General features: G+C 35.2%; 15 protein-coding genes and 2 other annotated features (1 of these 17 cut by a window edge). Of the genes, 1 reads left to right on the top strand and 14 read right to left on the bottom strand.

Translation table 11 applies throughout. The annotated features are described in order from the left end of the window. Positions 1-236: 236 nt before the first annotated feature. From DM800_RS01090 to DM800_RS01145, 12 genes are all read right to left on the bottom strand, one after another. Positions 237-692: an immunity protein YezG family protein gene (locus DM800_RS01090; RefSeq protein WP_088063235.1), complete on the bottom strand. Its 456-nt coding sequence runs from the start codon at positions 690-692 to the stop codon at positions 237-239. Positions 693-713: 21 nt separating this feature from the next. Further along, on the bottom strand, positions 714-2,141 hold the full coding sequence (locus DM800_RS01095; protein ID WP_088609116.1) for a WXG100 family type VII secretion target: 1,428 nt from the start codon (positions 2,139-2,141) through the stop codon (positions 714-716). A 56-nt stretch (positions 2,142-2,197) separates the two neighbouring features. Beyond that, positions 2,198-2,635, bottom strand: a complete 438-nt coding sequence (locus tag DM800_RS01100; protein ID WP_147786233.1) for an SseB family protein — start codon at positions 2,633-2,635, stop codon at positions 2,198-2,200. A gap of 70 nt (positions 2,636-2,705) precedes the next feature. Beyond that, complete coding sequence (locus DM800_RS01105; RefSeq protein ID WP_147786234.1) at positions 2,706-5,660, bottom strand: hypothetical protein; 2,955 nt, start codon at positions 5,658-5,660, stop codon at positions 2,706-2,708. A 23-nt stretch (positions 5,661-5,683) separates the two neighbouring features. After that, on the bottom strand, positions 5,684-8,359 hold the full coding sequence (locus DM800_RS01110) for a tetratricopeptide repeat protein (RefSeq protein WP_147786235.1): 2,676 nt from the start codon (positions 8,357-8,359) through the stop codon (positions 5,684-5,686). Positions 8,360-8,441: 82 nt separating this feature from the next. Continuing rightward, on the bottom strand, positions 8,442-8,714 hold the full coding sequence (locus tag DM800_RS01115) for a WXG100 family type VII secretion target (protein ID WP_002141592.1): 273 nt from the start codon (positions 8,712-8,714) through the stop codon (positions 8,442-8,444). Positions 8,715-8,841: 127 nt separating this feature from the next. Further along, entirely contained in the window at positions 8,842-12,849 is a 4,008-nt protein-coding gene (gene essC, locus DM800_RS01120; RefSeq protein WP_147786236.1) for a type VII secretion protein EssC, read from the bottom strand. Between the two features lie 31 nt (positions 12,850-12,880). Beyond that, the gene (locus DM800_RS01125) at positions 12,881-13,243 is read right to left on the bottom strand and encodes an EsaB/YukD family protein (RefSeq protein WP_000391141.1); all 363 of its coding nucleotides are present in this window, start codon (positions 13,241-13,243) and stop codon (positions 12,881-12,883) included. A gap of 29 nt (positions 13,244-13,272) precedes the next feature. Continuing rightward, a complete protein-coding gene (locus DM800_RS01130) occupies positions 13,273-14,043 on the bottom strand; it encodes a PP2C family serine/threonine-protein phosphatase (RefSeq protein WP_147786237.1) in 771 nt (256 codons plus the stop codon). 14 nt (positions 14,044-14,057) lie between these two features. Further along, the gene (locus DM800_RS01135) at positions 14,058-14,822 is read right to left on the bottom strand and encodes a vWA domain-containing protein (protein WP_044792564.1); all 765 of its coding nucleotides are present in this window, start codon (positions 14,820-14,822) and stop codon (positions 14,058-14,060) included. Between the two features lie 195 nt (positions 14,823-15,017). Further along, positions 15,018-16,304: an aspartate--tRNA(Asn) ligase gene (gene aspS, locus DM800_RS01140; protein ID WP_147786238.1), complete on the bottom strand. Its 1,287-nt coding sequence runs from the start codon at positions 16,302-16,304 to the stop codon at positions 15,018-15,020. 108 nt (positions 16,305-16,412) lie between these two features. Next, positions 16,413-16,624: a binding site (T-box leader), on the bottom strand. A gap of 66 nt (positions 16,625-16,690) precedes the next feature. Next, entirely contained in the window at positions 16,691-18,046 is a 1,356-nt protein-coding gene (locus DM800_RS01145; protein ID WP_147786239.1) for a UDP-N-acetylmuramoyl-tripeptide--D-alanyl-D-alanine ligase, read from the bottom strand. A 244-nt stretch (positions 18,047-18,290) separates the two neighbouring features. Here DM800_RS01145 and DM800_RS01150 point away from each other — a divergent pair, with 244 nt between their 5' ends. Beyond that, on the top strand, positions 18,291-18,773 hold the full coding sequence (locus DM800_RS01150) for a hypothetical protein (protein ID WP_087982595.1): 483 nt from the start codon (positions 18,291-18,293) through the stop codon (positions 18,771-18,773). A 103-nt stretch (positions 18,774-18,876) separates the two neighbouring features. Here DM800_RS01150 and DM800_RS01155 read toward each other — a convergent pair whose 3' ends face one another. Then, positions 18,877-20,388, bottom strand: coding sequence for a M36 family metallopeptidase (locus DM800_RS01155; RefSeq protein WP_147786240.1), 1,512 nt, complete (start codon positions 20,386-20,388; stop codon positions 18,877-18,879). Between the two features lie 291 nt (positions 20,389-20,679). Further along, on the bottom strand, positions 20,680-23,781 hold the full coding sequence (gene ileS / locus DM800_RS01160) for an isoleucine--tRNA ligase (RefSeq protein WP_147786241.1): 3,102 nt from the start codon (positions 23,779-23,781) through the stop codon (positions 20,680-20,682). A gap of 54 nt (positions 23,782-23,835) precedes the next feature. After that, positions 23,836-23,889, bottom strand: a binding site (T-box leader) (it continues 185 nt past the right edge of the window).

Here is a 23,889-nt window from a genome sequence, read left to right on the forward strand (position 1 = left end):
AAGCTCGTACTTCTTTTCCTATTCTATCATTGCACATAATACACTATGATGGTACAACCATCATGAAGTATATACTTTTTAACAGCCTACTATTTTTCTGTACACTACATAACATGTTTTAAATTAATTACAGCAATACTTTGTCACTCCTGTATGCAAATGCTATTATACAAATAGATGCTAAAACTTTCATGAGTTATTAATTCAGTTTAAATATATCTATTACTATAAATTTTTTAAAGTTTATTATTTTTCACTTCCTCAAACCACTCATCAGCAATATGGCTAGCTGTTTTAACTTCATCATTCGTATATACTAAATCATACTTATATTGAGCTTTAAACTTGCCACTATGAACATCATATATCAATTTCATCTCAGTTGGCATGTCACGCTCATATTCTTTGCATAATTCTTCAATTTTCTCAATATCTTCACATATAATGCGTAATACCATAGACTGTCTTTTAGTAGAAACATCATATCTTTCGTCTTCATCTTCCAATGCATCATTTACTTTATGACGTTCTACATATTTATTGTTAATGCAATAAAAGAAACTTCCCGAAATAATTCCTTCCTCACGCGAAGCATAAACGTACACTTTATCCGCCCTATCTTCAACATATTCCATACATATAGATATCATATCTGCTTGCAATTCACTAAATTTATCTTCAAATTCTTTCATACTACTTTTTCACTCCTTAAATCAATTTTTAATAACTCTGAAGTCTGCCTTACCATCAATCGAGTAATTAACTATAAATTCCTTTGGACGCATATCATTGCCATGATAAATTATTTCAACATCAACTGTTACTTCTTTAGGGGGTTTTTCTTTCAAAGCTGTAGCCCATTCATTTTCAATTTTCTTATACTGCTTCATATTAACATCAGATAATTGCGAAACTAAATTATCAATTTTAGGTGACCCTCCAAATCTATCACCAGCCAAATGTCCTGCATGATCTTGCCCTTTTACTTTTCCTAGTGTATTTTTGCTATGTGATAATCTCTTCTCTCTCTCAGTTAATTGTAACTTATCTGTTTCAAATTTTTCAATTCTTCCAAGATTATCTGTTTCATAAAAGTAATCATACTCTCCCGTTTTATATCTAATATTAGGCTTTAATCTATTTTTTCTTCCATTTGTAAAATGTTTCCCTTTGTCCACAAATGTTTTAACTTCACTTACAGTACTGCCGCCTTTACCCGTACCCTTAACAACCTTACTCTCCATATACTGATAAGCCTCTTTCAGAGAATACTGTCCTCCTCCTGAGACCTTTCCTACTCCAGCCATGGCGAAGCCTTTTCCCTCGCCTGGGATCCATTTGTATTCCAGTAATGTTTTTACTGCGTGCTGGATCTTTTCATTCCCTTGCAAGAAGGTTGTTTTTACGGTTGTGGCACCTTTGTTCCATAGACTTCCGATTTTATCGGCAAATCCTTTTGCTGTGGAGGCTACAAAGTTTACACCCTCTTTTACTTTGTGGCTGGCTGTTTTTATACCATCGACGGCTGCTTTTCCAGCTTTTCCGGCTACCATTGTTACGCCTTCACCTAGTCTTTTTCCTGCTTTTACAATTGTCTTCCCAAAGCTAGAAGCGACATACTTTATTCCTTTTCCAGCAAGACTTGCCACTTTTCCAACAGGAACAAAGTTTAGGAGTGTCCATCCTGCGGCGATGAGTCTTTCTTTTGATGATAATTCTTTTCCTGTAATAGGGTCTTTACCGGTAACTGCACGAATTGCATCATTTACTCCAATGAATTCAGCTGCTCCTTCTACTGTCTTTTCCCACCATGATTTTTCATTTTTCTTTTCTGTTTTATGGGTTTCTTTCAATTTTTCATTTTGTTTCTTTTGATATTCTTCATCTGCTTGACGAAACTTTTGAGCGATACGCCGTAATTCTTTTTCTGTAACTTGTAAGTTACGTATGTACGATTCCATGAGACTCATTGATCTCATATATTCCCCATAAAAATGCTGACTCGTTGCCCCTTGCCATTGCATTTGAATACTAAACATAGATTGATTGAGATTTTGTTGTATATTCTGGCTGTGTGTTTGCATCTCTGATATGTTTTTGGCAATTTGTTCGAGTTGTTCAGGTTTGACCTTAATTTCCAAGCCTTCTCCCACCTTCCTCTATTTTATACCAAAAAGAAATAGAACTGCATCAATTTTTACTTATTCTCTTTAGAAAAAACATCAAAAATACTGTTATCACAAATCGCTTCAATTTCTTCCTTTACAAATAATTTTTGAAATTTTGTTCCTGGGTTTAATATTACATTTGCCTCTAAATCTATCGTCTTTAATAATTCAACTGCATTCATAGAGACATACGGACATTCTTCTGGAATAACCATTTCTAAATGTTTCAAATCAGAATACAGTGGTAACATTAATCCTTCTACCATTTCAAAATAATGAATTTGCAATTGTGTATTTTCAGTTGAAATCAAATTTCCTTCTTCATCTATAGTTGTATCTCCCTCTACCGAAGCAACAACGTACAAATTTGATTTCTGTAATATCTCATAAAAACGAGCTCTTTTTTCTTCATTCTGTAAAGCTTCCACTAACGCCTCATCTAATGGACAAATTTCTAGTAAACTCATTGAACTTCACTCCTTATGCGAAATAATTTCGCCATCTTACGCAAAGTAAGATGGCGAATGTTAAATCTAATTATTTTTGAACGTTTATAGCTTTAATTTCGTTTAATTGTTTCATTGCTTTTTGGCGCAATTCTCCATCAATTGTAGCTGAATATATTGGTCGAGTTAAAAACTCGAAACATTTATATGCATTATTACTATCATTTTTCTTTAAATACTTTTCACCTGTCTCTAACATTTCTTCAGAAACAGCCTTCATAAATTTATTTACAGGCTCCTGCTGATACCCTAGCATGATTGATTGATGTGTTAATTCAATTACTGATGCTAAATCTTCAATAGTGCTTACATGATTAGCCCTTTTATTTGCAGCATCAAATGCACTTAAATATTCAATGGCAGCTTTGGCTTTATCTTTCATTCCAGTCAGTTCAATGCCTGGCGTCTTATAAAGAATTTGATAAATTTCTAATGCTGATAAATAATTACTTTTTTCCGCTTGCTCCGCTTCATATAATACTTCATTTACAACTTTAGTGAATCCTTTTACATCATTTACCCCGCGATTTGAAGCTTGTCCGAAGTAATGTAAAGCATCAAAAAGTTTTCCTGGCTCATTCGCTTTTGCACTCGCTATTTGTATTAGCTGAATCCCTTCCATCTTTCTTGATGCACTATCAATCATACTCATTCCGTTAATTTGGCCAATAGTCTTATCGATATCCTTTAATTGTGCCAGTAATGTGTATGATGGTAGCACTGTTTTTTCTACCTTATTTTGCCACCCTGTTGTTCCATTCATTTCATTCCATTCATTTTCTGTCTTTACCCATAATTTATTCGCATAATTAACCATTTCTTCTCTTGAACGTTCTAATGGGTGTTTTGTGCGAATTGCATTCGCAATATTCAATACAGCTGTATAATACTCTCCCATATTCGCAGCCTCTATTGCTTTTCTTTCAAACATAAGTGGCATTAATAATTTCTTAGCTTCATCTTGAACGGATTTTTCAACCCCTGCTGTATTTGCTAATAAATTTGCTTTATTTAGAGCAACTTCCACTGAAGTAGTAGGAGCTTTTATTTGTCCTTGAAGTCCCTCTACAGCCACACTAAATTGCTGATCTAGTTTTTCTTTTTGTTGATTGTTTGCATCAGCAATCGATTCATTTACTAATTTTAATGTCTTTTCATATTGTGGATTTTCAGAATTTAAATATGTTTCGATTTGCTCAATTGCTTGATCAATTCTTTTTTCTTTTTCTGATTTTTCTGGTTTCATTTGATCAACTGTATCTTTGCTATCTTTATTTTTATGCTCTATCTTTTCCTTGTTTTCTATATTGCTTTTTTCACTTTCAATTAATTGATCTTTTTTATCTTTCTCACTAGCTATTTCTGACGCTTCAATCTCAACCTTATTATCTTCTTTAACCGCTTTTTCTCCATTACTGCTAGTTACAGGTTCTTCCTCTGTACCTACGTTTTCCTTAGTACCATTATTAGATGTCACTACCGGTTTATCGATGTTAATATTCTTTAATTCTTCTTCTAAAAGTTTGTAAAAAATCTTCTCTACATGTTGATTTGCAGCTTCTACTATTTTTGGATCCACACTTTCGAGCACTGATGTGACTAAATAATATTTACTTAAAGCTTGTTCTAAATAGACTAGATTCTCCGGATTATACGGATCTTCCAACCAAAGCCCTTCCTCATATACAGCTTTATCATATATTAACTTTCCAACAAATTGAACATACTCTTTCTGTTTTTCATTTAAATACTTTTGTAACTCTTGTTGTGTTGTAACTTTTTCCTTAAGTGTATTCATTTGATTACGCAAATAAAATAATTCACTTTGATTCGAATAATTCTTTTTATTAGCTAAAATTTCTCCCAAATTGTCCAATGTTAGTCTATGATTAGCCAGCGTTTTTGCATTTGACTCCTTATTTAATTGAGATATAAGTGTCAAATCTTTCAGTTCCTCGGAATATTCAGCTAACATATCTAATTTATTAGAGTCTTGCTTTTTCCCGTAATACTCATTAAAGAATACAGATGAATATTTCTCTCCATTTCCAGCATACCACTCTACTAAAATATCTCCAGTTATTGGGGATACAATAATTTGATCATGTGGTACAGGTGGTTTTGGCTTCTCTGGTTCTTTATCATCACCTGGTTTTGGTTTCTCCGGTTCTTTATCATCACCTGGTTTTGGTTTCTCTGGTTCTTTATCATCACCTTGTTTTGGTTTCTCTGGTTCTTTTTGTTCTTTTGCTTTTCCTGTTTTTGGTTTCTCTGGTTCTTTATCATCACCTGGTTTTGGTTTCTCTGGTTCTTTATCATCACCTGGTTTTGGTTTCTCTGGTTCTTTATCATCACCTGGTTTTGGTTGTTTCTCTGGTTCTTTATCATCACCTGGTTTTGGTTGTTTCTCTGGTTCTTTATCATCACCTGGTTTTGGTTGTTTCTCTGGTTCTTTTTCACCACTTGGCATTTTCCCATCACCTGGTGTCTCTCCACCACCTGCTGTTTTTCCATCACCCGGTGTTTTCCCTTGATCCACTAAATTATCTAGCGATTTTTTACTTGGCTCTGCCACAGGTCCAACCATATTAGTTGGTAAATCTAGTTTCTGTGGAGTTGGTGCATCCGATAATTTGATTTGTGGATCTTTCTTTTCCACCGATACTTCATCTGGTTTATATGTTACTGGCGTAATTGGTGATTTATTATTCCCAATTAAGTCTGCTAAATTAATAGTTGGTTTTTCGCCGGGTTTTTCATCTTTTTTTGCAGGATCAGCGACTAAATTTGGGAACATAGACTGTAAATCGCCCCCTGTAATACGATCATCTTTTTTCTCTTCTGTATTACTAGCTAGTTTTACTTGTTCTTTTCCTGCTGTCTTAAAGCCTTTGTCATACACAAGATATCCTGATGTTCCTAGTAATGCTACCGACATTACGGATATAGCGACTTTTTTCCCTAAGTTATTATTGTTTTCCTCCATGTCCTTTTCCCCTTTTCCTATCTTTATTGAATCCAACCGTTTGTTTTCATTTCTGTTAGTTTTTCTTGCGCAGCTCTTACTTCGGATTCATTTTCATTTGCTTGCACTGTTTTTCTTAAGAAACGACTTGCTTCCTCGTATTTTTTCTGTTTAATTTTAAACATCCCGAATGCAAAATTCACATGTGGATTTTCATCATTTTGTGCGTATGCTTCTGTGAAAAGCTTCTCTGCTTCATTCCCTTTTCCCACTTTATCGTATAAAATCCCTATATTTACAAGCGTATTTATGTCGCGTGTTCCACTGCTGACAACTCTATTGTAAGCTTCTAACGCTTGCTGATATGCAGCAGTACTCTTTGCACCATCTCGCGTTTCATAAAATTGACCCGCTTCATAATACACAATTCCTAGTTGATTTAACAACTCAATATTTTTCATATCTTTTCGAATCGCTACTTGTAAAATGTGAGATGCTTGTTGATAATTCATTTCTTTCTTTGCACTATCAATTAGATTTGTTTTATTCCAAAGCACATATAAATTTGAAAGTTCAATTGTATATATGGCATTCTTTGAATCTTGCATAATAGCTTCTTTAAAGAAAGATTCTGCTTTGTCTAACTGTACCGTTGCGGTTGATAATTGACCTTTTAAATACGAAACAATTGCCTTATCCTCATTTGTCTTCGTGCTCATTTTGACAATAACATCTTCCGCTTTTTCAAATTCTTTCATTTTCATATGACTTACAGCTAAATCTCGCATCGCATCTTTTTTGTATGGTTCAATTCCTTTTGCATTATTCGCTAACGCTTGTTCAAAATTTTGCACTGCTTCTTGATATTTTCCAATTCGGAAATTTGCTGAAGCTAATAGATAAGCAGCTTCATTATTTTCTTTATCGATTTCTCTATCTTTTATTAGTTTTGTAATATAATCGATTGCAATTTTATTTTTTCCTTCAGCAATGTAAATCGTTGCTAATTGGAGATAAGCCTCGTCCTTACCTTTCACAGCAATTGCCTGTCCAACAGCTTCTTCAGCTTTTGTATATTTTTTATCATCATAAGCTTGTCGTGCTTGTTCCATAAACTTTTGATATTTAGCATTTGTTGTGTAGAAATAAAACAACGTCGAACCACCTATTACAACTACTACAGTTGAGCCAATAATCAAAATCCGTTTTTTATTCTTTTTCCACCATTTAGAAAAAGGTGACGGTTCACTTTGTTCATGCGCTACTGTAAGTGGTTGATTGGATGCTTTTGCATTTAAAATCTCATCATCTATATCATATTCCACTTGTTTTTTTGTTTGTTTTCGGCTCTGTAGAATGCTATTTGGCACTGTAATTGTAGCTGCTACTTCTTGCTGCGACTGTGTTCCTTGCTCTTCTTCTATCTCTTTAATAATGCTTTCAATTTCCTGTTTTAACGCCTGATCAATGTTTGGAAATTGTACGATTCGTGAATAGACGAAACAAGCAAATGCTGCATTGTTTTCTCGTTCCAATTCAGTAGCTAATTCCAAATAATGTTGTAGGACCATTTTATTATTTATTTCAGGCTCTTGACTCTCCATAGTTTGAATGATATATGCGAGTTCTTTTTGCAGAGCTGTTGATGGATTGAGTGAATTGAAAATTATTTTATATTCATATAATGCCGCTTGTTTAAATCCTCTCTCTTCTAATAATCTTGCAATTTCCAAACATTTTGATACAAAAAGAGAGTGTTCTTCTGCTGACTGCCTTTCCGCATCAATTTTTATTCTTTCTCTCGCGCTATTAAATACATCGTACCACTGTGCAAAGCTTGGGCATTCTGCGAAAGAATTACTACTCCATGCCTGCTTAAATAATTTTGCAATTTCCCCGTTCCATTGATTATGTAATACTTGCTGAAGTAACGTATACCTTCCACATTCTGTCTGCATTTCTTCCGTTTTAAAGTAGCTTGCATCCGTCCATTTTTTATTTCGAACTTCTTCACTACACCAACTTAATATTTCTCCCAATAAAATAGCGCCTGCAAATCGATCGGCTTCTTTTTGCCATACTCCACTTTTTAAATACATTGGTGCGTAACCCGCTGAACCTGCTGGCAATAACGAAGGTCTTTTCGTTTTTGGGCCATACATTTGCTCAACATCAACAAGTTCGATATAGTGTTGACCTTCAATTGCATTTTCACTTAAGAAAGGTACGAGTACGTTGCTAGACGATAAATCATTATGAGCAACTTCTTTTTCCTCCATCATTTTAAGTGTTGTAAGAAATGCTTCTGCAATAAAGAAACATTGTTCTTTTGATAACACTCGTTGTTCTTGTAAAATATCAGCCCAAGTTGGACCTTCAATCCAAGGCATTACAATACTATTAGCAAGATCTTCTGATTTTTCGATAGCAGATATATGTTCTTCTGTAGTAACGATATAGCGTGAACATACTTTCAGACCCGCTAAAGAAGAAAGTGGTTTCAGAAATGCTAGTTGATGTTTTTCCTCACGATAGCGTTCCTTAAAAACCTTTAATGCAATTCGGTCCACACCATTTTCTTGTTGTAATTGATATACTGTTCCTTGTCTTCCTTCTTGACCATAGGGCATTTCAATACCAATTACAGCTGGGTGTTTCTCAAAACGATACACATCTTTATTAAGGTTAATTTTTTCTCCTACTTCTGGTCGGAATCCCATTTTATCCCCTTACTCTCGTATAGCAATTTTTCAAAAAAAGACCAGGAACAATAGCTCCCGGTCTTTTGCGATTGTTCTATTCTTAGTATGCGTTATCTGTGTTACGGAATTTATCAGCAATACGTTTTAAATCTGTAGAAATCCCCTCTAAAATTGGAATATATTGTTGCATTGCTTGTTTAGATTGAATAAATTCTCCACGGAATTTCGCTTGTGTTGCCCCAGCCCATTGACCTTCTAAACTATTAATGTCGCCCTCAAGTCTATTAATTTGGCTTTGAGCTTCTCCTGCTGCGTTTTTAAAATTTCCTGAGATTCTTTCAAGTTCTTCTGGTGTGATTTTAATTTCTGCCATCGTAATAATTTCCCCTTTCAAATCATAAATGATACAACAATTAGATTATAAACTATATTCATACAATTTTAAAAGAGTTAAATTACAAAAATATTCTATTTTCTAGTAATTTAACCCTATTTTAATATTATTTCACTTTTAATTCTGACCATTTCACACTAATTTTATCTGTCATCGTGCGAAGTAAATGTAATGGTGTATATGCACATTTTATTTTGATTGGCTTTCTACGTATGCAATATCCATTCCCACTTAATAATTCTTGATCCATTTCAGTATGTGGCAGTTTCATATTAAAGAAATACACATCGTTATTTTGTGTCGTTCCCAATAAATAACCAATACTTCTCTTTCTAATTTCTGCAAACCATTTTTCATGAGAATAGCTATTTAGGCTAGACGTAGTAGCGGCTGTCATAAAGTGAATCCCTTTATTTTTACAGTTTTGGACTATTAGTTCCATTTTATTTTTTGCCTCATAATCAGTAGATAATATAGTTAACATTTGATCGATATCATCAATCGCAATGATTATTCGCTTATATGAAATCTCCACTGTTGCGTTTGGATCTATCGAAGGCATTATTGGTTCTCTATTATTTATTAGCTCTAACAATTCATCTAACATTTCTTTTAATTGCATACCATCTGTAACTTTCTTCTTCACATGAGGTAAATCTCCAAGAGCTAATAAGCCTGTAGGTCTTTCACCAAGGTCTACTAAGTATAGCTCAACCTTTTCAGGAGAGTATTGGTATGTAGTAGTGAATAGAAGTGTTTGTAATAGCGATGTTTTTCCACCTTCTATTCTTCCCCCAATAAATATATGACTCATTTCATCTAAAGAAAAACTTTGCAAACGAATATCCTCTGTTTCTATACCTGCTGAAATATGAGCTCTTTCTAATTTTTCAATCATATGTTCTACAAATATTTCTTTAGGTACCATTGGAATAGCTTTTGCTTTTTCACCATTCCATTCTCCATTCATTTTTTGAATAATTGTTTTTAATTGTTGAGAGTACTCAATTTCACTTTCCCCAATAAACGGCAATGCTGCTTGGAATAATTCCGGCGGTTGCCCTTTCATTAATCCACGGCCAACAGGAACTTCAATTAATGGGAATTTAGGTCTGCCAACTAAGTTATGATATTCTGTTCCATCTTGCAATTCAAATGTAAGTGCCATCGGTATATTATTACGAACACGATCGAACATATCTATTGTTTGATTCAGAGAAAAATAGAAATATACTCCGTATGTGCTTGATTCACGCAATAATAATTCTAATACTTCATTTTCTTTCTCGAATTCATTTTTGAATCTTATATAACCATCTACCATCACTACTATTGCTGGTATTTTCTTTTCTACCATTCGGTTATACATAGAGAATGATTTTGCACCGATATTAGAAAAGCTCTCTTTTCTAATCGTGATTTCCTTCTTTAAAAATCCGAATAGACGTTTCATTTTCTCATTTTCGCCTTCTTGTATAATCCCGCCAATGTGAGGTAAATCTCTAAAATCTAAGAACATTCGACCAAAATCAATAACATAGAAATTCACTTCTGCTGGTGTATGAGATACGGCTAGAGACATAATAATTGTTTGCAACATCGTCGTTTTTCCTGTACCAGGCATACCATAAATATTTAAATGCCCTTCTTGTAAATCTAACTTCAGAGGAAATTGAGCTTGATTTGCAACATCATCAATTAATCCTACTGTTACTTGTAAATATTCTTTTGATTTATTCCACTCAGCAATTGTCCAATCTTCCATAGCATAAAATTCTTTTAACAATAATTTTTCCGGTAATGGATCCAGCCAAGGTCCTGGTAATGCTTTAATATTTTCTTTTTCTGATATGCTCTGTACATATTGAATAAAAGCCTGTAATTGTTTTGGGCTATTTGTCATTGGTTTTGGACGCTTTTTCACTTTTATTCTTTCACCCGAGAGCTTAACTTCTGTAAAATCAACAATATCAAGAACTTTCTCTTCATCTGGATTATAAGGTGCTCCGCTCCATGCTGATTGGAATAATTCCAATACTTCATTGCTACCAACTTGGAGATACCCTCGTCCTGGTACATTGATTTTTGATGCATCTGGAATCTTTAACATTTCACGACTATCCGCATCATCTTGTACACGTAAACAAATTCGAAAACGCGAGTTACTCCAAATCTTGTCATTTACAACCCCTGAAGGTTTTTGAGTTGCTAATAATAAGTGAACTCCTAACGTCCTTCCTATTGCAGCGACACTAATTAGCTCGTCCATAAATTCTGGTTGTTCCTTTTTCATTTGAGCAAACTCATCAATAACAATAAATAAATGTGGTAAAGGTTCTTTTTCACGCCAGCTTGTTTCATAATATTCATCTAGATGCTGAACATTTCCAGCCTGAATGAATAATTTTTGTCTACGCTCTAATTCTGCCTTTAATGAAATTCTGGCACGCTCAATTAAGTTTGGATCTTCTAAGTTCGTAATAGATGCAATAATATGCGGTAATCCCGCAAATGTGTTTGACATTCCACCACCTTTATAGTCGATAAGCATAAATGCCATCTCATGAGGATGATAGGTTGCCGCTAACGCGGCTATTATAGACTGAATTACTTCACTTTTTCCGGATCCAGTTGTACCAGCCATTAGACCGTGCGGACCATGCCCCTTTTTCTCTATTTTATCGTGAATATTTAGAAAAACAGGTTTACTTCCTTCTCTTACACCAATTGGAACCGGTAATGAAGTCGGATATCGATTTTCTTTCCATCTCTCTAGCACTTGTAACTCTTCCATATTTTTAGCTTGAAACAAGTCTAAAAATGTTAATACTTTCGGAATGTTGGCTGCTGTAGAACTTTTCATTCGAATTGGAGCAATGCTTCGCGCTCCTAGTTCACATCGTTCGAATGAAAGTCGATCTACTTTAAAACTAGCACGCGTTGTCCCACTATTTTCAGCTGAACTTGAAAACGTTTCTACTAACTCACCATTTTCCTCATTTAAACTTATTACAAGATCACATTCCATCGGTAACCGTTCCTTTTGTTCCGCAAAAATAAATGTAGAAGCTCCTACACTTTCACCTTCTCTAAGTAACATTGGAGTTAAAGGATCATCTTCTAAAAATTCTCTCGCTGATAAGAAAAAGACATACATCGGAATTAAAGGAACTTTTGCATCCGCTTGCGCAGAGGAATTATAGATTCTACGCATGTTAAGTGGGGTAAATAGTACTTCAGCTAGTTTCTGTGCATCTTGTTGATTTTCAGATAAAAAGCGCATACTTCTCTGTTCATCCCATACGTGAGGAAGCCACCTCATCCAATCCCATTGTTTTTTCTCTTTCTCATGATAAAAGGCTGCTATTTTCACTTCATTTGGTGCATGATGCGTCATAATTTGCGTCGTTACAATTCGAATAAAGTTTAGTCTATCTTCTTTATTTCCAACTACACCAATTACATCGTTTTTTTTCAAAGAAATAGAAATGTGTCCATTTGGTATCGTATTGAAATCCCTTTTCACATTTTGCGCTTCTGTAACTAATGGATTTTCTTCATAACCTTTCTGTTCAGGCACCTTCAATTTTACAAGAAATGGTCTTTCTCCTGTACCAATACGAATATCTAAAAAATCTGGACTTTCAGGTGTTCTCTCCCATAAATTACTTTCCCGATTTTCAATTCTTTGTACACTTTTTAATGGGCTTGGATTTTGTGTAATTAAATATTTTGCTTGTTCAACCTTTAACGTATCTAATTCCACTCGATGCTTTTGAATTTGCTCTAAATATCTTGTTTGTAATTGTTCAACCATTTGACGATGTTCTTTCTTTTTACGGAAATGCCCCATCGTTGTAATTATATATGATCCCAACATCGGAATACTTGAAACCATCATTAATGGCATATAACTTGAATTCATCTTCATAAATTTCATCATTACAAAATATAATACCAATGTTAAAACCGTCATCATTGCAGGCAGTAACATTGTTTCAATTGAAAACTTCGGCTCCTCCGGTATATTCGGTGGATCATGAATAATAACATCCCCTGTCGGTATATCTACTTTCACACGCGGAGAGCGTTGAAAATACGGTGATTTTTGCACAAAACATTTCTCCTTCCCCATCCCAAAACTATTACTCAATGATTTTCCATACATAATCTTCTTCACTAGAAGACATATCTTGTTTAACAGGTTCATTATAAACTTCTTCTGCTGGCATCATTTCAAAAGAAGGGATAATTGCTCCTTTTTTATGTAGCATTACATATTGTCCATCCCACACATCATTATCGCGCAACGTTTCATCATTTCGAATAGAATGCCACTCTTCTTTATCTTTTGCTACTCTAATTTCATAGATTCCGCTTAATGCTTCATCTATTTTTTCATGATGTAAAATCGCTTCAATAATTTGCACCACTTTTACGTCATTTGGAATTGCAATATCAATTTCTTCATTTGACTGTTTTATGTATGTCACAATAATCTCTTCCACGTTTATTCACCTTTTTTCCATCATGTTTGTTACCAAGAAACATCTAAAAATGAAATATCATCGCTTGTCGGAGAGTTCTGTGCCCTCTCAATTTCTTTTAACACTTCCTCAAAGTTATACTGCTTAAGTGGCAAAAGTCCGTCTGAGTGAATAACTATCCGATTAGCTTCTTGTCTAGATAATACCTTTGAAAAAACCGCCAATTCCCCACCAATAATGCCTCGCTGTGTAGACCATCTTTTCTTTATATTTCTATTAAACTTCATTACATTCGAACAATTCTCCTTATCTTGAAACAATTGTACAAATGAATCGCCATGTGTAACTATCGTTATTTGTACTTTATCTTGATTTGGAATGAGTTCTATTTTCCCGCCAGTAAACATCGCTTCACTACCTTTTTTTCGCTTTTCTTCCAAAACATCGCGTAGTAACCACGGTGTTTCTTCTGGCAATCGAAATGCACTCACTTCCTCTGAAGCTTCTTCTATCCAATTATTTAACTGTTCATTTAATAATATAGCAATATCCAGTCCACTTTCTTGACATGTATCAAACAAGTTTACTAACTTCATACCAAGAAATTCCGCAGCAATTTCACCATGAAAAGATAGCCCTACACCATCACATAAGGCAAATACGAAACTAGTTCCATTATCTAGAAATACTAGAAAGTCTTGTCCACTCTCGTTTAAATCCTGCGTTTCTTTTGCTCTTACATAACTATATCTATAAGTAAAATGTTTCGTTTCCTTTTCTTGCAATACCGTTTCTTCCTTTTGCGATAGGGTATATTTCACCTTACTCCCCCCTCCTATCGAACCGGCGTTGCAGCAGACATTTGAAATCCAAGTGATACTAAGTCCGCATTTGTCCCAGGAAACATCATCACAGCACCATCTGCAATATGAAACCCATGTTCCGTCATCATCTCACGATAGCTTTGAGGTATAGGCGATGAAAGTCTTTGCAACTTTGCACCATATTCATCTGTAATCTCTGTATTTGGCATAATCCCTTCCCACTTCTTTATATTAGAAATTTGTTCTTGCATAATTTCATCTGAAATAAAAATATTTTCAATTAGTACGTTTCCATCAGGTACAGACATATTCATAATTCTTCGTACAATTAATTCTGGATCTTCACCAGTTGATGCCCCATCTGTCATATGACAAACAACAGGAGCTGGTCCATCTTGTAAATTTGGTAATTCCTTTTGCAATAACTTCTCCACTACAGAGAAAGCTTTTGCTGTATCAGTTAAACGATGCGTTTGAATTTTTTCTAATGGACGCAGTCTTGCTACCTCGTCTATTGTTTTCACACCACCCAATAAATCAAAAACATGATCGCTATAGGCTAAAATAGATAACTTATACCTTGGAAGCAAGCGACTACCTTTTGTTGAACGAAATACCATTTGGCGAATCGCTAAAGAAAGAGCATCCGTTACAATATCAATTCTTCTTTTTTCTTCTCCGCCTGCATCCATCATTTGGTTCATTGATGCGCTTACATCAAGAAGATAAATTATATAAGCTGGTGTTTGTTGTGTTGCTTGAGTTTGATATAACATGTTTCATACCCTTCCATACATTATTATATGAACTTTTTTTATATTCATATTTCATTATAACTTATGAATTTTCTTTTTCTCAATTCATTATAAAATGTTCTTAATATAATTTACATATTTTCACACAAAAAATTATTCCTTTTAACATGTGTTGAAAGGAATAACCCCCTTCTACACTATAGAAGGGGGTTATTCTTACGGTATAAGACGCGTACAATCTCTCGGAAAAGCACTCGCCTCTCGTACATTTGTTAATTCCAATAGTTTGTATACAACTCTCTCTAATCCAATTCCAAAGCCACCGTGCGAGGGACAACCATATCGGAATGTATTTAAATAAGATTGAAACGTATCTGGATGTAATCCTTTTTCTTTAAAAGAAGTGAGTAACATTTCGTAATCATGAATTCGCTGCGCCCCTGAAGTTATTTCTAGTCCTTTATATAGTAAGTCGAACGAATCAGTAATAGATGGATTCTCTTTATTTGGCATCGTATACATCGGCCTAGCTTCTTTCGGATAATGTGTAATGAAAACAAACTCACTCTTATATGTTTCCTTCACATATTTCCCTAATAGCTTCTCACCTTCTGTATCTAAATCCCCAATTGGCAATTCTTTCTGGTACTTACTTTTCAAAATTTCTTGCGCTTGTAACAATGTAATTTTCGGTATTTCTGTAATAACAGGTACTTCTATTTGTAATAGTTTTAGTTCTTTTTCACAGTTTTTTGCTACTTGTTGAAACATATATCGTAAAACATCCGTTTCTAGTTGCATCACTTCATAAAAATCATGAATAAATCCAAGTTCTACGTCTAACGATATATATTCATTCAAATGACGGGAAGAATTATGATGCTCCGCTCTGTAAACAGGTGCAACTTCAAAAACACGTTCTAACCCTCCAGCTACCATCATTTGTTTATAAAACTGAGGTGATTGTGCTAAATAAGCTTCTTTTTGAAAGTATGGAAGCTTAAAAACATTTGCTCCTCCTTCTGCCCCTTGTGAAACAATTTTCGGAGTAAATACACGTGTGAAATCGTTCTCTATAAGAAATTCACTAAAGCTCTGAACGAGCGTAGATTTTACTTTAAATATCGCGTCGGTTCGCTCATGTCTTAATGATAATACTCTCTCATTTAGAAGTTGATCTAAGCCAACTTGCAATTTCTTTTTATTTATTTCAAATGGAAGTGGTTCTGCGCCGTTTAATATTTTCACTTCATGAGCAAGCACTTCCACCCCTAATTCTGTTTTCGAAGTCTCTACTATTTGACCAACTACTTGCACAACACTTTCCACATCTACTTTAAATCCAGCTAACTCATTTTCTAGTACACATTGCATAACTCCTGATCGATCCCTTATTAATAAAAAACTAATATTACCTAGATGACGAATTTTTTTTACCCATCCTTGAAGTAATACAACCTTGCCGCCTTGCTCCGTACATTCTTTTGTGAGTGAACGCTTCATTACATTTCCCTCCAGTAATTTTATATTTATTTACGTTATTGTTGTTGTCATCGTCATCATCCACGGTCACTCACCTCCTTTCAAAGAATACAAAAATCCGCCCCTATAAATAGGGACGGATTTTTCCGCGGTACCACCCAAATTGTCATAATGACCATCTTAGCCCTGATAACGGTAGGTACCGTTTGCTTTTACTAATTATCACGTTCAAAGCAACACTCACAGGTGTCTTTCCATCATGCGGTATCGCAATCTTCTCAGCAACCGATTGCTCTCTGTAGACCTTTGCATTATGTACTTTTCCTGATCCTCACTTTTTATATTTACAGAGTATTCTATCTCTTTGTTTTATAAAACGCAAGCCTTTTTAAATATATTTTGATCTTTCATATCCAATTTTGTACAATCTCCTCTAAAGCCATTCCACGTGAGCCTTTCAATAATATGATATCCTTATTCGTAATAACTTTTAATACTTCCTCTGCTATCTTGGCTTTACTATTAAATGACTGTACTTTTCCTATATCATATTTCTTTCTCGCTTCTTCCGCTACAATTTCAGCTAACTCTCCAAAAGTGAATACATATTGAATGCTCTCTTGATTTAACATTTTACCAATTTCTCTATGATATGTTTCAGCATTCTTCCCTAACTCCAACATATCCCCAATTACTATCATTTTTTTCTTATAGGCATTTAATGTCTGTAACGTTTCAATTGCGGCCTTCATTGAAGAGGGACTGGCATTCCATGCATCGTTAATAATTGTAAAACCTGTTTTAGCAGTTAAAAATTGAAAGCGCATATGAGTAATATTTACTTGCCGTAGTGCTTCCTGTATTTTTTCTGTAGGGACATTATAATATTGACCTACGGCGATTCCGACAATCGCATTTAAAATATTATGTTTTCCATGCAAGGGAACATCGTACTGTATTTTTGAATCATTTAATTTAAAATGAACACCATATTCATCTAATTGCACGTTTGTTGGAAACAAATCATTTGTATACTTTTCACCAAATGCCTTACAATTTATACTCGATAAATTCTTATTTTTCAAAAGCAACGGTTCATCACCATTATACAAACATAATCCTTCATCTTTTAATCCATCAATAATTTCTAATTTAGCCTTCGCAATTTCTTCTTTTGATCCAAGCGTCTCTAAGTGAGAATGGCCAATCATTGTAATGATCACTACATCTGGCTGTGCTATTATTGATAAGTTTCGAATTTGTCCTTTTTCACTCATCCCCATTTCAAGAATTAAAAACTCTGTATCTCGTTTCATTTCTAAAATAGTTAATGGCAAACCGATTTGACTATTAAAGTTTCCCTTTGTTTTATGCACACGATGAGTTGTACTTAAAATCGTGCTTATTATATCTTTTACCGTTGTCTTGCCATTACTACCTGTAATTCCAATTACTTTTACATTTAGCTCTTTCCGATAAAATTGTGCCAATTGTTGCAAAGCAAACAAAGTGTCATCTACAAATATAATTGGCATCCCTTTTGGCGGAGTGCTGTAAGACTTTTTCCATAAGGAAGCGACAGCTCCATTATCGAATGCCTCTTTCACATAATCATGTCCATCTTTCACCCTAATGATTGGAACAAATACATTTCCTTCTTTAATGCTTTTGGAATCTATGCAGACACCATGTATCTCTATGTGATGAAACGATTCTTGTAACCCTTCACCGCCTACTACCTCTTCAAGTTTTTTCAAATTCATTTGAGTCAAAGTATCACCATTTCCATTTTATTACATAATTTCCGTTTTATTTACGCATATTGATAAAGTGAAACTTTAATCAGTGGGGATTTTGTTCCTCCCCACTGATTATCAGCCCTCACCAATCGGGCTTTTACGGTAAGCCCGCCCCCCACCTAACTTCTTTGCTTTCCCTGAATTTTGAGGTGGAGGGTCTTACTGCCCGGCAAATAGCGGGATAAAAATTTTATAGCGAGGTGTTTATATGAAAAAAGCGATTAGTTTCTTTCTTCTTTTGTTATGCCTAATTGCAGTGAATGAAACATACGCCTATTCACCAAAATCTTTACCAATCTCCCAAAACTCTGATCAATGGAAAGTGAATATTGATGAACCGAAGAACATAGGTAACAATATGCTTCAAGCTAAAGAAGATGAATTTAAAACATATCAATTTTCAGTAAAAAATGTTGGTAACAGTGAAGTATATAACGTACAAGTCGAAGTATTCCGCAACGAGCCAAAAACGAAAACGAAATATGAACTTTTCTCACGAAAGGAAAGTCGCTTAGCAAGTGGAAAAACTGGATTTGAACATGCTAATTTTCCAGTTGCTACAAAAGCAGATGAAGTTGATGTAATCATTACTTGGCAAGAACACCCTTTCCGCTCCATGAGAAACGGTCAAAAAGTTGAGTCTAGAAAATTTAAAGAGCATTTTGTTTTTAAAGACGAAAAAAACAACTAGAATGCGGATGAATTTACATTAGCATTCATATAGCTTACTTTACTAGTACCAGTTCTTAAGCAAATTAAAAAGTCGTGGCTTATAAACGCCACGACTTTTTATATTAATTCGTACTAATTCCTCTTGCTGCCCAAATACGATCGATATCAGCAGCATGTTGTCCGCCATATAAAAGAGCATCCGCTTGCTTAATCGCTTTTGCTCCATCACTGAATTTAGAGTTTGGTGTTAATGACCAGTGTGATTGTAAAATAATTTTCGTTGCTACATCACGTCCAAAAGCTTGTGCCATCTCATATTGACCTTGTGCCCAAATTTCCCCATCATCATGTACCTCATTTGTAACATCTTTCGGATACACTTTATTCGTATCTAATCGGCGCAAGCACGTCGGATCTGAACTAGAATAAGCAGTCGCATCCCATTCTCCAACACATGCTTTTCCGTAGCCTGTTGTCGATACTGCATCTTCATACGTAGCACCTAAGAAGTCACCAAATCCTTCTCCCATCGCTCCGCCTTCTGCAGAACTACCAAAGCCAGGCACTTGGTTATCTTGAATCGAATGCCCGTATTCATGTGCGATAATACCAGCATCTTCTGCATCATCTACTCCGCCAGTACCAAAAGTTAAAGCTTTCGTTGTCGGAGAATAAAATGAGTTATCCGCCGTCGTTCCATTCACATTCACTTTAATAGAGCGATTATTAATATTTTTAAATCCTAACCCTTGAATGTAACGCTGTAATGTATCGATATGATAATACGACATAACATCTTCAAAGCTATCATTTGCACGTGTATAGTTAAATTGTAAATTTGTAGATTTTGTTTTTGCTTTTGAAGAAATCGTTACATACTCTCCAATTAAAAATCCTGTCCCATCTAAACCTTTTAACGTAACAGTCTTCAATTGATCCGTTAACGCTGTTGAATCCGCATCGTTATTATCTTTTAAGCCTACTTTACTACCGCTAGATACGACTGGGTTAGGTAAAAATACTTTTCCTGTCCCTTCAGCTTTTCGGTTTATATCAACCTTTTTAATTAACTTCCCATTTTCCGCATCAATAAATGTTTCCCATGCGCCAAATGGATTATTAGAATGGACTACCACTTTATATACTGGACGAGCAATTCCCTCTTCCACAATATATCCGAATTCTTTCTCTGTAGGAGCCCATAAGTTTTGCTCACTTGCTTCTCCAACATACGCCATTGATTTTTGTATTGCATCTTTTTCACTAATTTTTGTCGTTACTTCCTTCACACCTTTGACGGATTGATAATCAGAAACAGCAAGTACGCCCTTTCCCTCTCCGTTAAGAGTAACTGTAATTTGTTTTGAAAATACAGGTGCACCATTAACAACTTGCTGGAACCTAACATATGAAGCTACTGACGTTTCTGTTGTAGAAATATATTGCAAGTCTGAAAGGTCTGTTTTTAATCCATACTGCGCAGCATTTTCTTTTAAATATTCAGTTGCTTTTTTCTGCGGCGAATAAGCTTCTAGCTTTACTTGCTGCTGTTTTTCCAATGCCGAAACCGTAGAAATCGTCCCCATTACTAACGGCACAGTCATTGCCATTGCCACCATTTTTTTATTAAACATAGAACCACTCCCCCTAATAAAGTAGCTCAACCTTATCCCATTACCACTAGGCAATCATTCCCCACAAAATGGGGGGATAAAAATTGAATCTACGAGTAATTCTCTACGAACAATTCTATTACCTCTCCATTTAGGGGGAGCGAAATTTTCTCAATATTTATGTGTAAAGTGAAAACAATACTTTAGAAATAAATTTTCTAGAGGTCCTATTGAATGGATTATGCGGAAAATAGACGGATAAATGTTCATCATACAAAAAGGAAGTTGGAATCATTCCAACTTCCTTTTTCTTTATTGAGCCGCGCTTAATTTGATTCGAACTTTCGCTTCACCTAAAGATAGTTCATCGTCTTCATTCGTTAAGTGATCAAATGTAAATTGCTTAACGAGTAAATTTTCTTCCAATAAATCTTTATGGTTCGTTAATGTTCGTTGTAGCTCTTCCTCTGTATCAAGAATAACATCTACTCGTAAATTAACCGGTAAATTTAACTGCTTACGATATTCTTGAACCGCTCGAATAAATTCACGCGCCACTCCTTCTTGTAACAACTCTTCTGTTACATTCGTATCTAACATAACTGTATATTGTCCGTTAGTCGTATTAGAGAACCCTGATTTCGCAACTTTCTCTACTACTACATCTTCAGCCGTTACAACTACTTCTTCTCCTGGTGCAGTTTCGTAAACTGCTCTTTCTGTAGATACAAAGTGTTGTACTTCTTCTTTTGATAATTGTTTTAACCATCCATTTATTGCATTCACATTTTTACCAAACTTCGGCCCAGCTGTTTTAAAGTTCAACTTTAATTGATAGGACGTGTATTTCGTTTCATCGAGTTCAACATGAAACGCTTTGACATTTAGCTCATCCATGACGATATCACGATAAGATTCCCAATCCATATCATTTTCATTATGCGCTAGTAATACAAGTTCCGCTAACGGCTGTTTTACTTTTAAAGAATGTTGATTACGGTTACTTCTTCCTAGTTCAACAACTTGTAAAACAGCATCCATTTCCGCTTCTAGTTTCGGCTGAAGTAGTGATTCATTTACAACTGGATAATCCTCTAAATGAACGCTACTTCCACTTAAATTTAAATGAATATCTTCAGCGACAAACGGTGTAAATGGTGCAATTAATTTACTAATTGTCACAAGCACTTCATGAAGTGTCTCATACGCAGCTGCTTTTTCAGCATTCATACCAGATTCCCAGAAACGATTACGTGATCGTCTTACATACCAGTTACTTACTTCATCTACAAGCGCCGCGATTTCACGAGCTGCATTCGTAAATTGATAATCATCAAGTGCTGTTCTCACTTTTTTCGTTGTGCTATGCAATCTTGATAATACCCATTCATCCAATTTCGTCCGCTTTGCGTCATACGTTTCTTTCGGATTATACTCATCTAAATTTGCATATAAAACGTAGAAGCTATACACATTGACTAATGTATCTACAAATTTAGACTTTGCTTCCAGTACTGTTCTTTCCGAGAAACGTTTCGCATTCCACGGAGCACTGTCAACGAGTAGCGCCCATCTTAATGCATCTGCACCAAACTGATTTACTAAATCAACTGGATCTAGTGCATTCCCTTTACTTTTAGACATTTTCTGTCCTTCTTCGTCTAATACATGCCCTAGTGATAACACTCGTTTATAAGGCACTTTTCCTGTATATAGTGCTGATACTGCTAATAAACTATAAAACCATCCACGTGTTTGATCAATGCCTTCTGCAATAACATCCGCTGGAAACTGTTCTTCAAATAACTCTTTATTTTCAAATGGATAATGATATTGCGCAAATGGCATGGAACCACTATCAAACCAAACATCAATTACTTCTGGTGTACGATTCATTGTACTTCCGCATTTTTCACAGCAAACTTGCACTTCATCTACATATGGCTTATGCAATTCCAAATCTTCCGGTGTTTCTTTTGTACTATGCTTTCTTAAATCAGCAATGCTTTTCGGTGCGAATTGATGATCGCAACTTTCACATTCCCATACGTTTAATGGTGTTCCCCAATATCTATTTCGGCTAATATTCCAGTCCACCATATTTTCTAAAAACTTACCAAAGCGTCCATGTTTCATATGATCTGGATACCAAGTAACAGAATCGTTATTTTGCAAAAATGTATCTTTAATTGCAGTTGTTCGGATTAACCAACTCTCTCCTGCATAATAAAGAAGTGGTGAATCACAACGCCAGCAATGTGGGTAGCTATGTTCATACTTTTCTTTATGATATAGTAAGCCTTCCTTCGCTAAATGACGAACAATATCCACGTCACAACCTTTTACAAATTTCCCTTTCAAAAATGGTACTGCTTCTGTATACTCACCTTTCTCATCTACAACATGCAAGAATGACAATCCTTCACTTTGAACGACTCTATAATCGTCCTCCCCATATGCTGGAGCGATATGAACGAGTCCTGTACCACTATCTGCCGTGACAAAATCTGCTGCGATAACGTGATAGCCATTTGTAACTTCTTTCATTGGAAATGGCGGCATATAAGATGTGTTTACTAATTCTTCACCTTTATGAACAGATAATACTTCATAGTCTTCTTTTAATACATCTTGTACACGTTCTTTCGCAACAATGTATACATGACCTTCTTGTTTCGCTTTCACGTATTCCATATTTGGATGTACAGCGAGCGCAACATTTGCTGGAAGTGTCCAAGGTGTTGTTGTCCACCCTAGGAAATATTCATTTTCACTATCTTTCACTTGAAACTTAACTGTTGCACTTAAGTCTTTTACTGTTTTATACCCTTGTGCAACCTCATGTGAACTTAGTGAAGTTTGACAACTTGGGCAGTATGGTGAGACTCTATGCCCTTTGTACAATAATCCTTTTTCATGAATCGTCCCTAAAATATGCCATACACTTTCGATATATGGATTCTCTAGCGTAACGTATGGATCATCCATATCTACCCAATAACCGATGCTTTCAGTGAATTCACGCCACTGCTTCTCATATGTGAATACACTCTCTTTACACTTCTGAATAAATGGCTCAATTCCATACTCTTCAATTTCATGTTTACCAGAAATACCGAGTTGCTTCTCAACACCTAATTCTACAGGTAAACCGTGTGTATCCCATCCCGCTTTTCGTAGCACTTTATAACCAGCCATCGTTTTATATCTCGCTACTACATCTTTAATTGTCCGTCCAAGTGCATGTCCGACGTGTGGTAAACCGTTCGCCGTTGGTGGTCCTTCATAAAATACGAAAGACTGTGCGCCTTCTCGATTCTGAATTGATTGCTCGAAAATACTTTGCTCGTTCCACTGCTTACGAATACGTGTTTCTCTCCCTACAGCTGACTCTTTTACATCTACTTTCTTCATCTACAATCACTCCTTTTGAATATTTTAAAGCACACAAAAAACCCGTCCCCATGAAGTAGGGACGGGTTTAACCGCGTTACCACCCTAATTCTATTAGCTCTTCGCTAA

The sequence above is a fragment of the Bacillus sp. AY18-3 genome (assembly GCF_008042305.1).
GTDB lineage: Bacteria > Bacillota > Bacilli > Bacillales > Bacillaceae_G > Bacillus_A > Bacillus_A wiedmannii.

Bases quoted from the DNA above. Each gene is read 5' to 3' on its own strand.
- DM800_RS01090 (WP_088063235.1), bottom strand. From the start codon at position 692: ATGAAAGAATTTGAAGATAAATTTAGTGAATTGCAAGCAGATATGATA.
- DM800_RS01100 (WP_147786233.1), bottom strand. From the start codon at position 2,635: ATGAGTTTACTAGAAATTTGTCCATTAGATGAGGCGTTAGTGGAAGCT.
- DM800_RS01105 (WP_147786234.1), bottom strand. From the start codon at position 5,660: ATGGAGGAAAACAATAATAACTTAGGGAAAAAAGTCGCTATATCCGTA.
- DM800_RS01110 (WP_147786235.1), bottom strand. From the start codon at position 8,359: ATGGGATTCCGACCAGAAGTAGGAGAAAAAATTAACCTTAATAAAGAT.
- DM800_RS01115 (WP_002141592.1), bottom strand. From the start codon at position 8,714: ATGGCAGAAATTAAAATCACACCAGAAGAACTTGAAAGAATCTCAGGA.
- DM800_RS01135 (WP_044792564.1), bottom strand. From the start codon at position 14,822: ATGTTATATCAAACTCAAGCAACACAACAAACACCAGCTTATATAATT.
- aspS (WP_147786238.1), bottom strand. From the start codon at position 16,304: ATGAAGCGTTCACTCACAAAAGAATGTACGGAGCAAGGCGGCAAGGTT.
- DM800_RS01145 (WP_147786239.1), bottom strand. From the start codon at position 18,046: ATGAATTTGAAAAAACTTGAAGAGGTAGTAGGCGGTGAAGGGTTACAA.
- DM800_RS01150 (WP_087982595.1), top strand. From the start codon at position 18,291: ATGAAAAAAGCGATTAGTTTCTTTCTTCTTTTGTTATGCCTAATTGCA.
- DM800_RS01155 (WP_147786240.1), bottom strand. From the start codon at position 20,388: ATGTTTAATAAAAAAATGGTGGCAATGGCAATGACTGTGCCGTTAGTA.
- ileS (WP_147786241.1), bottom strand. From the start codon at position 23,781: ATGAAGAAAGTAGATGTAAAAGAGTCAGCTGTAGGGAGAGAAACACGT.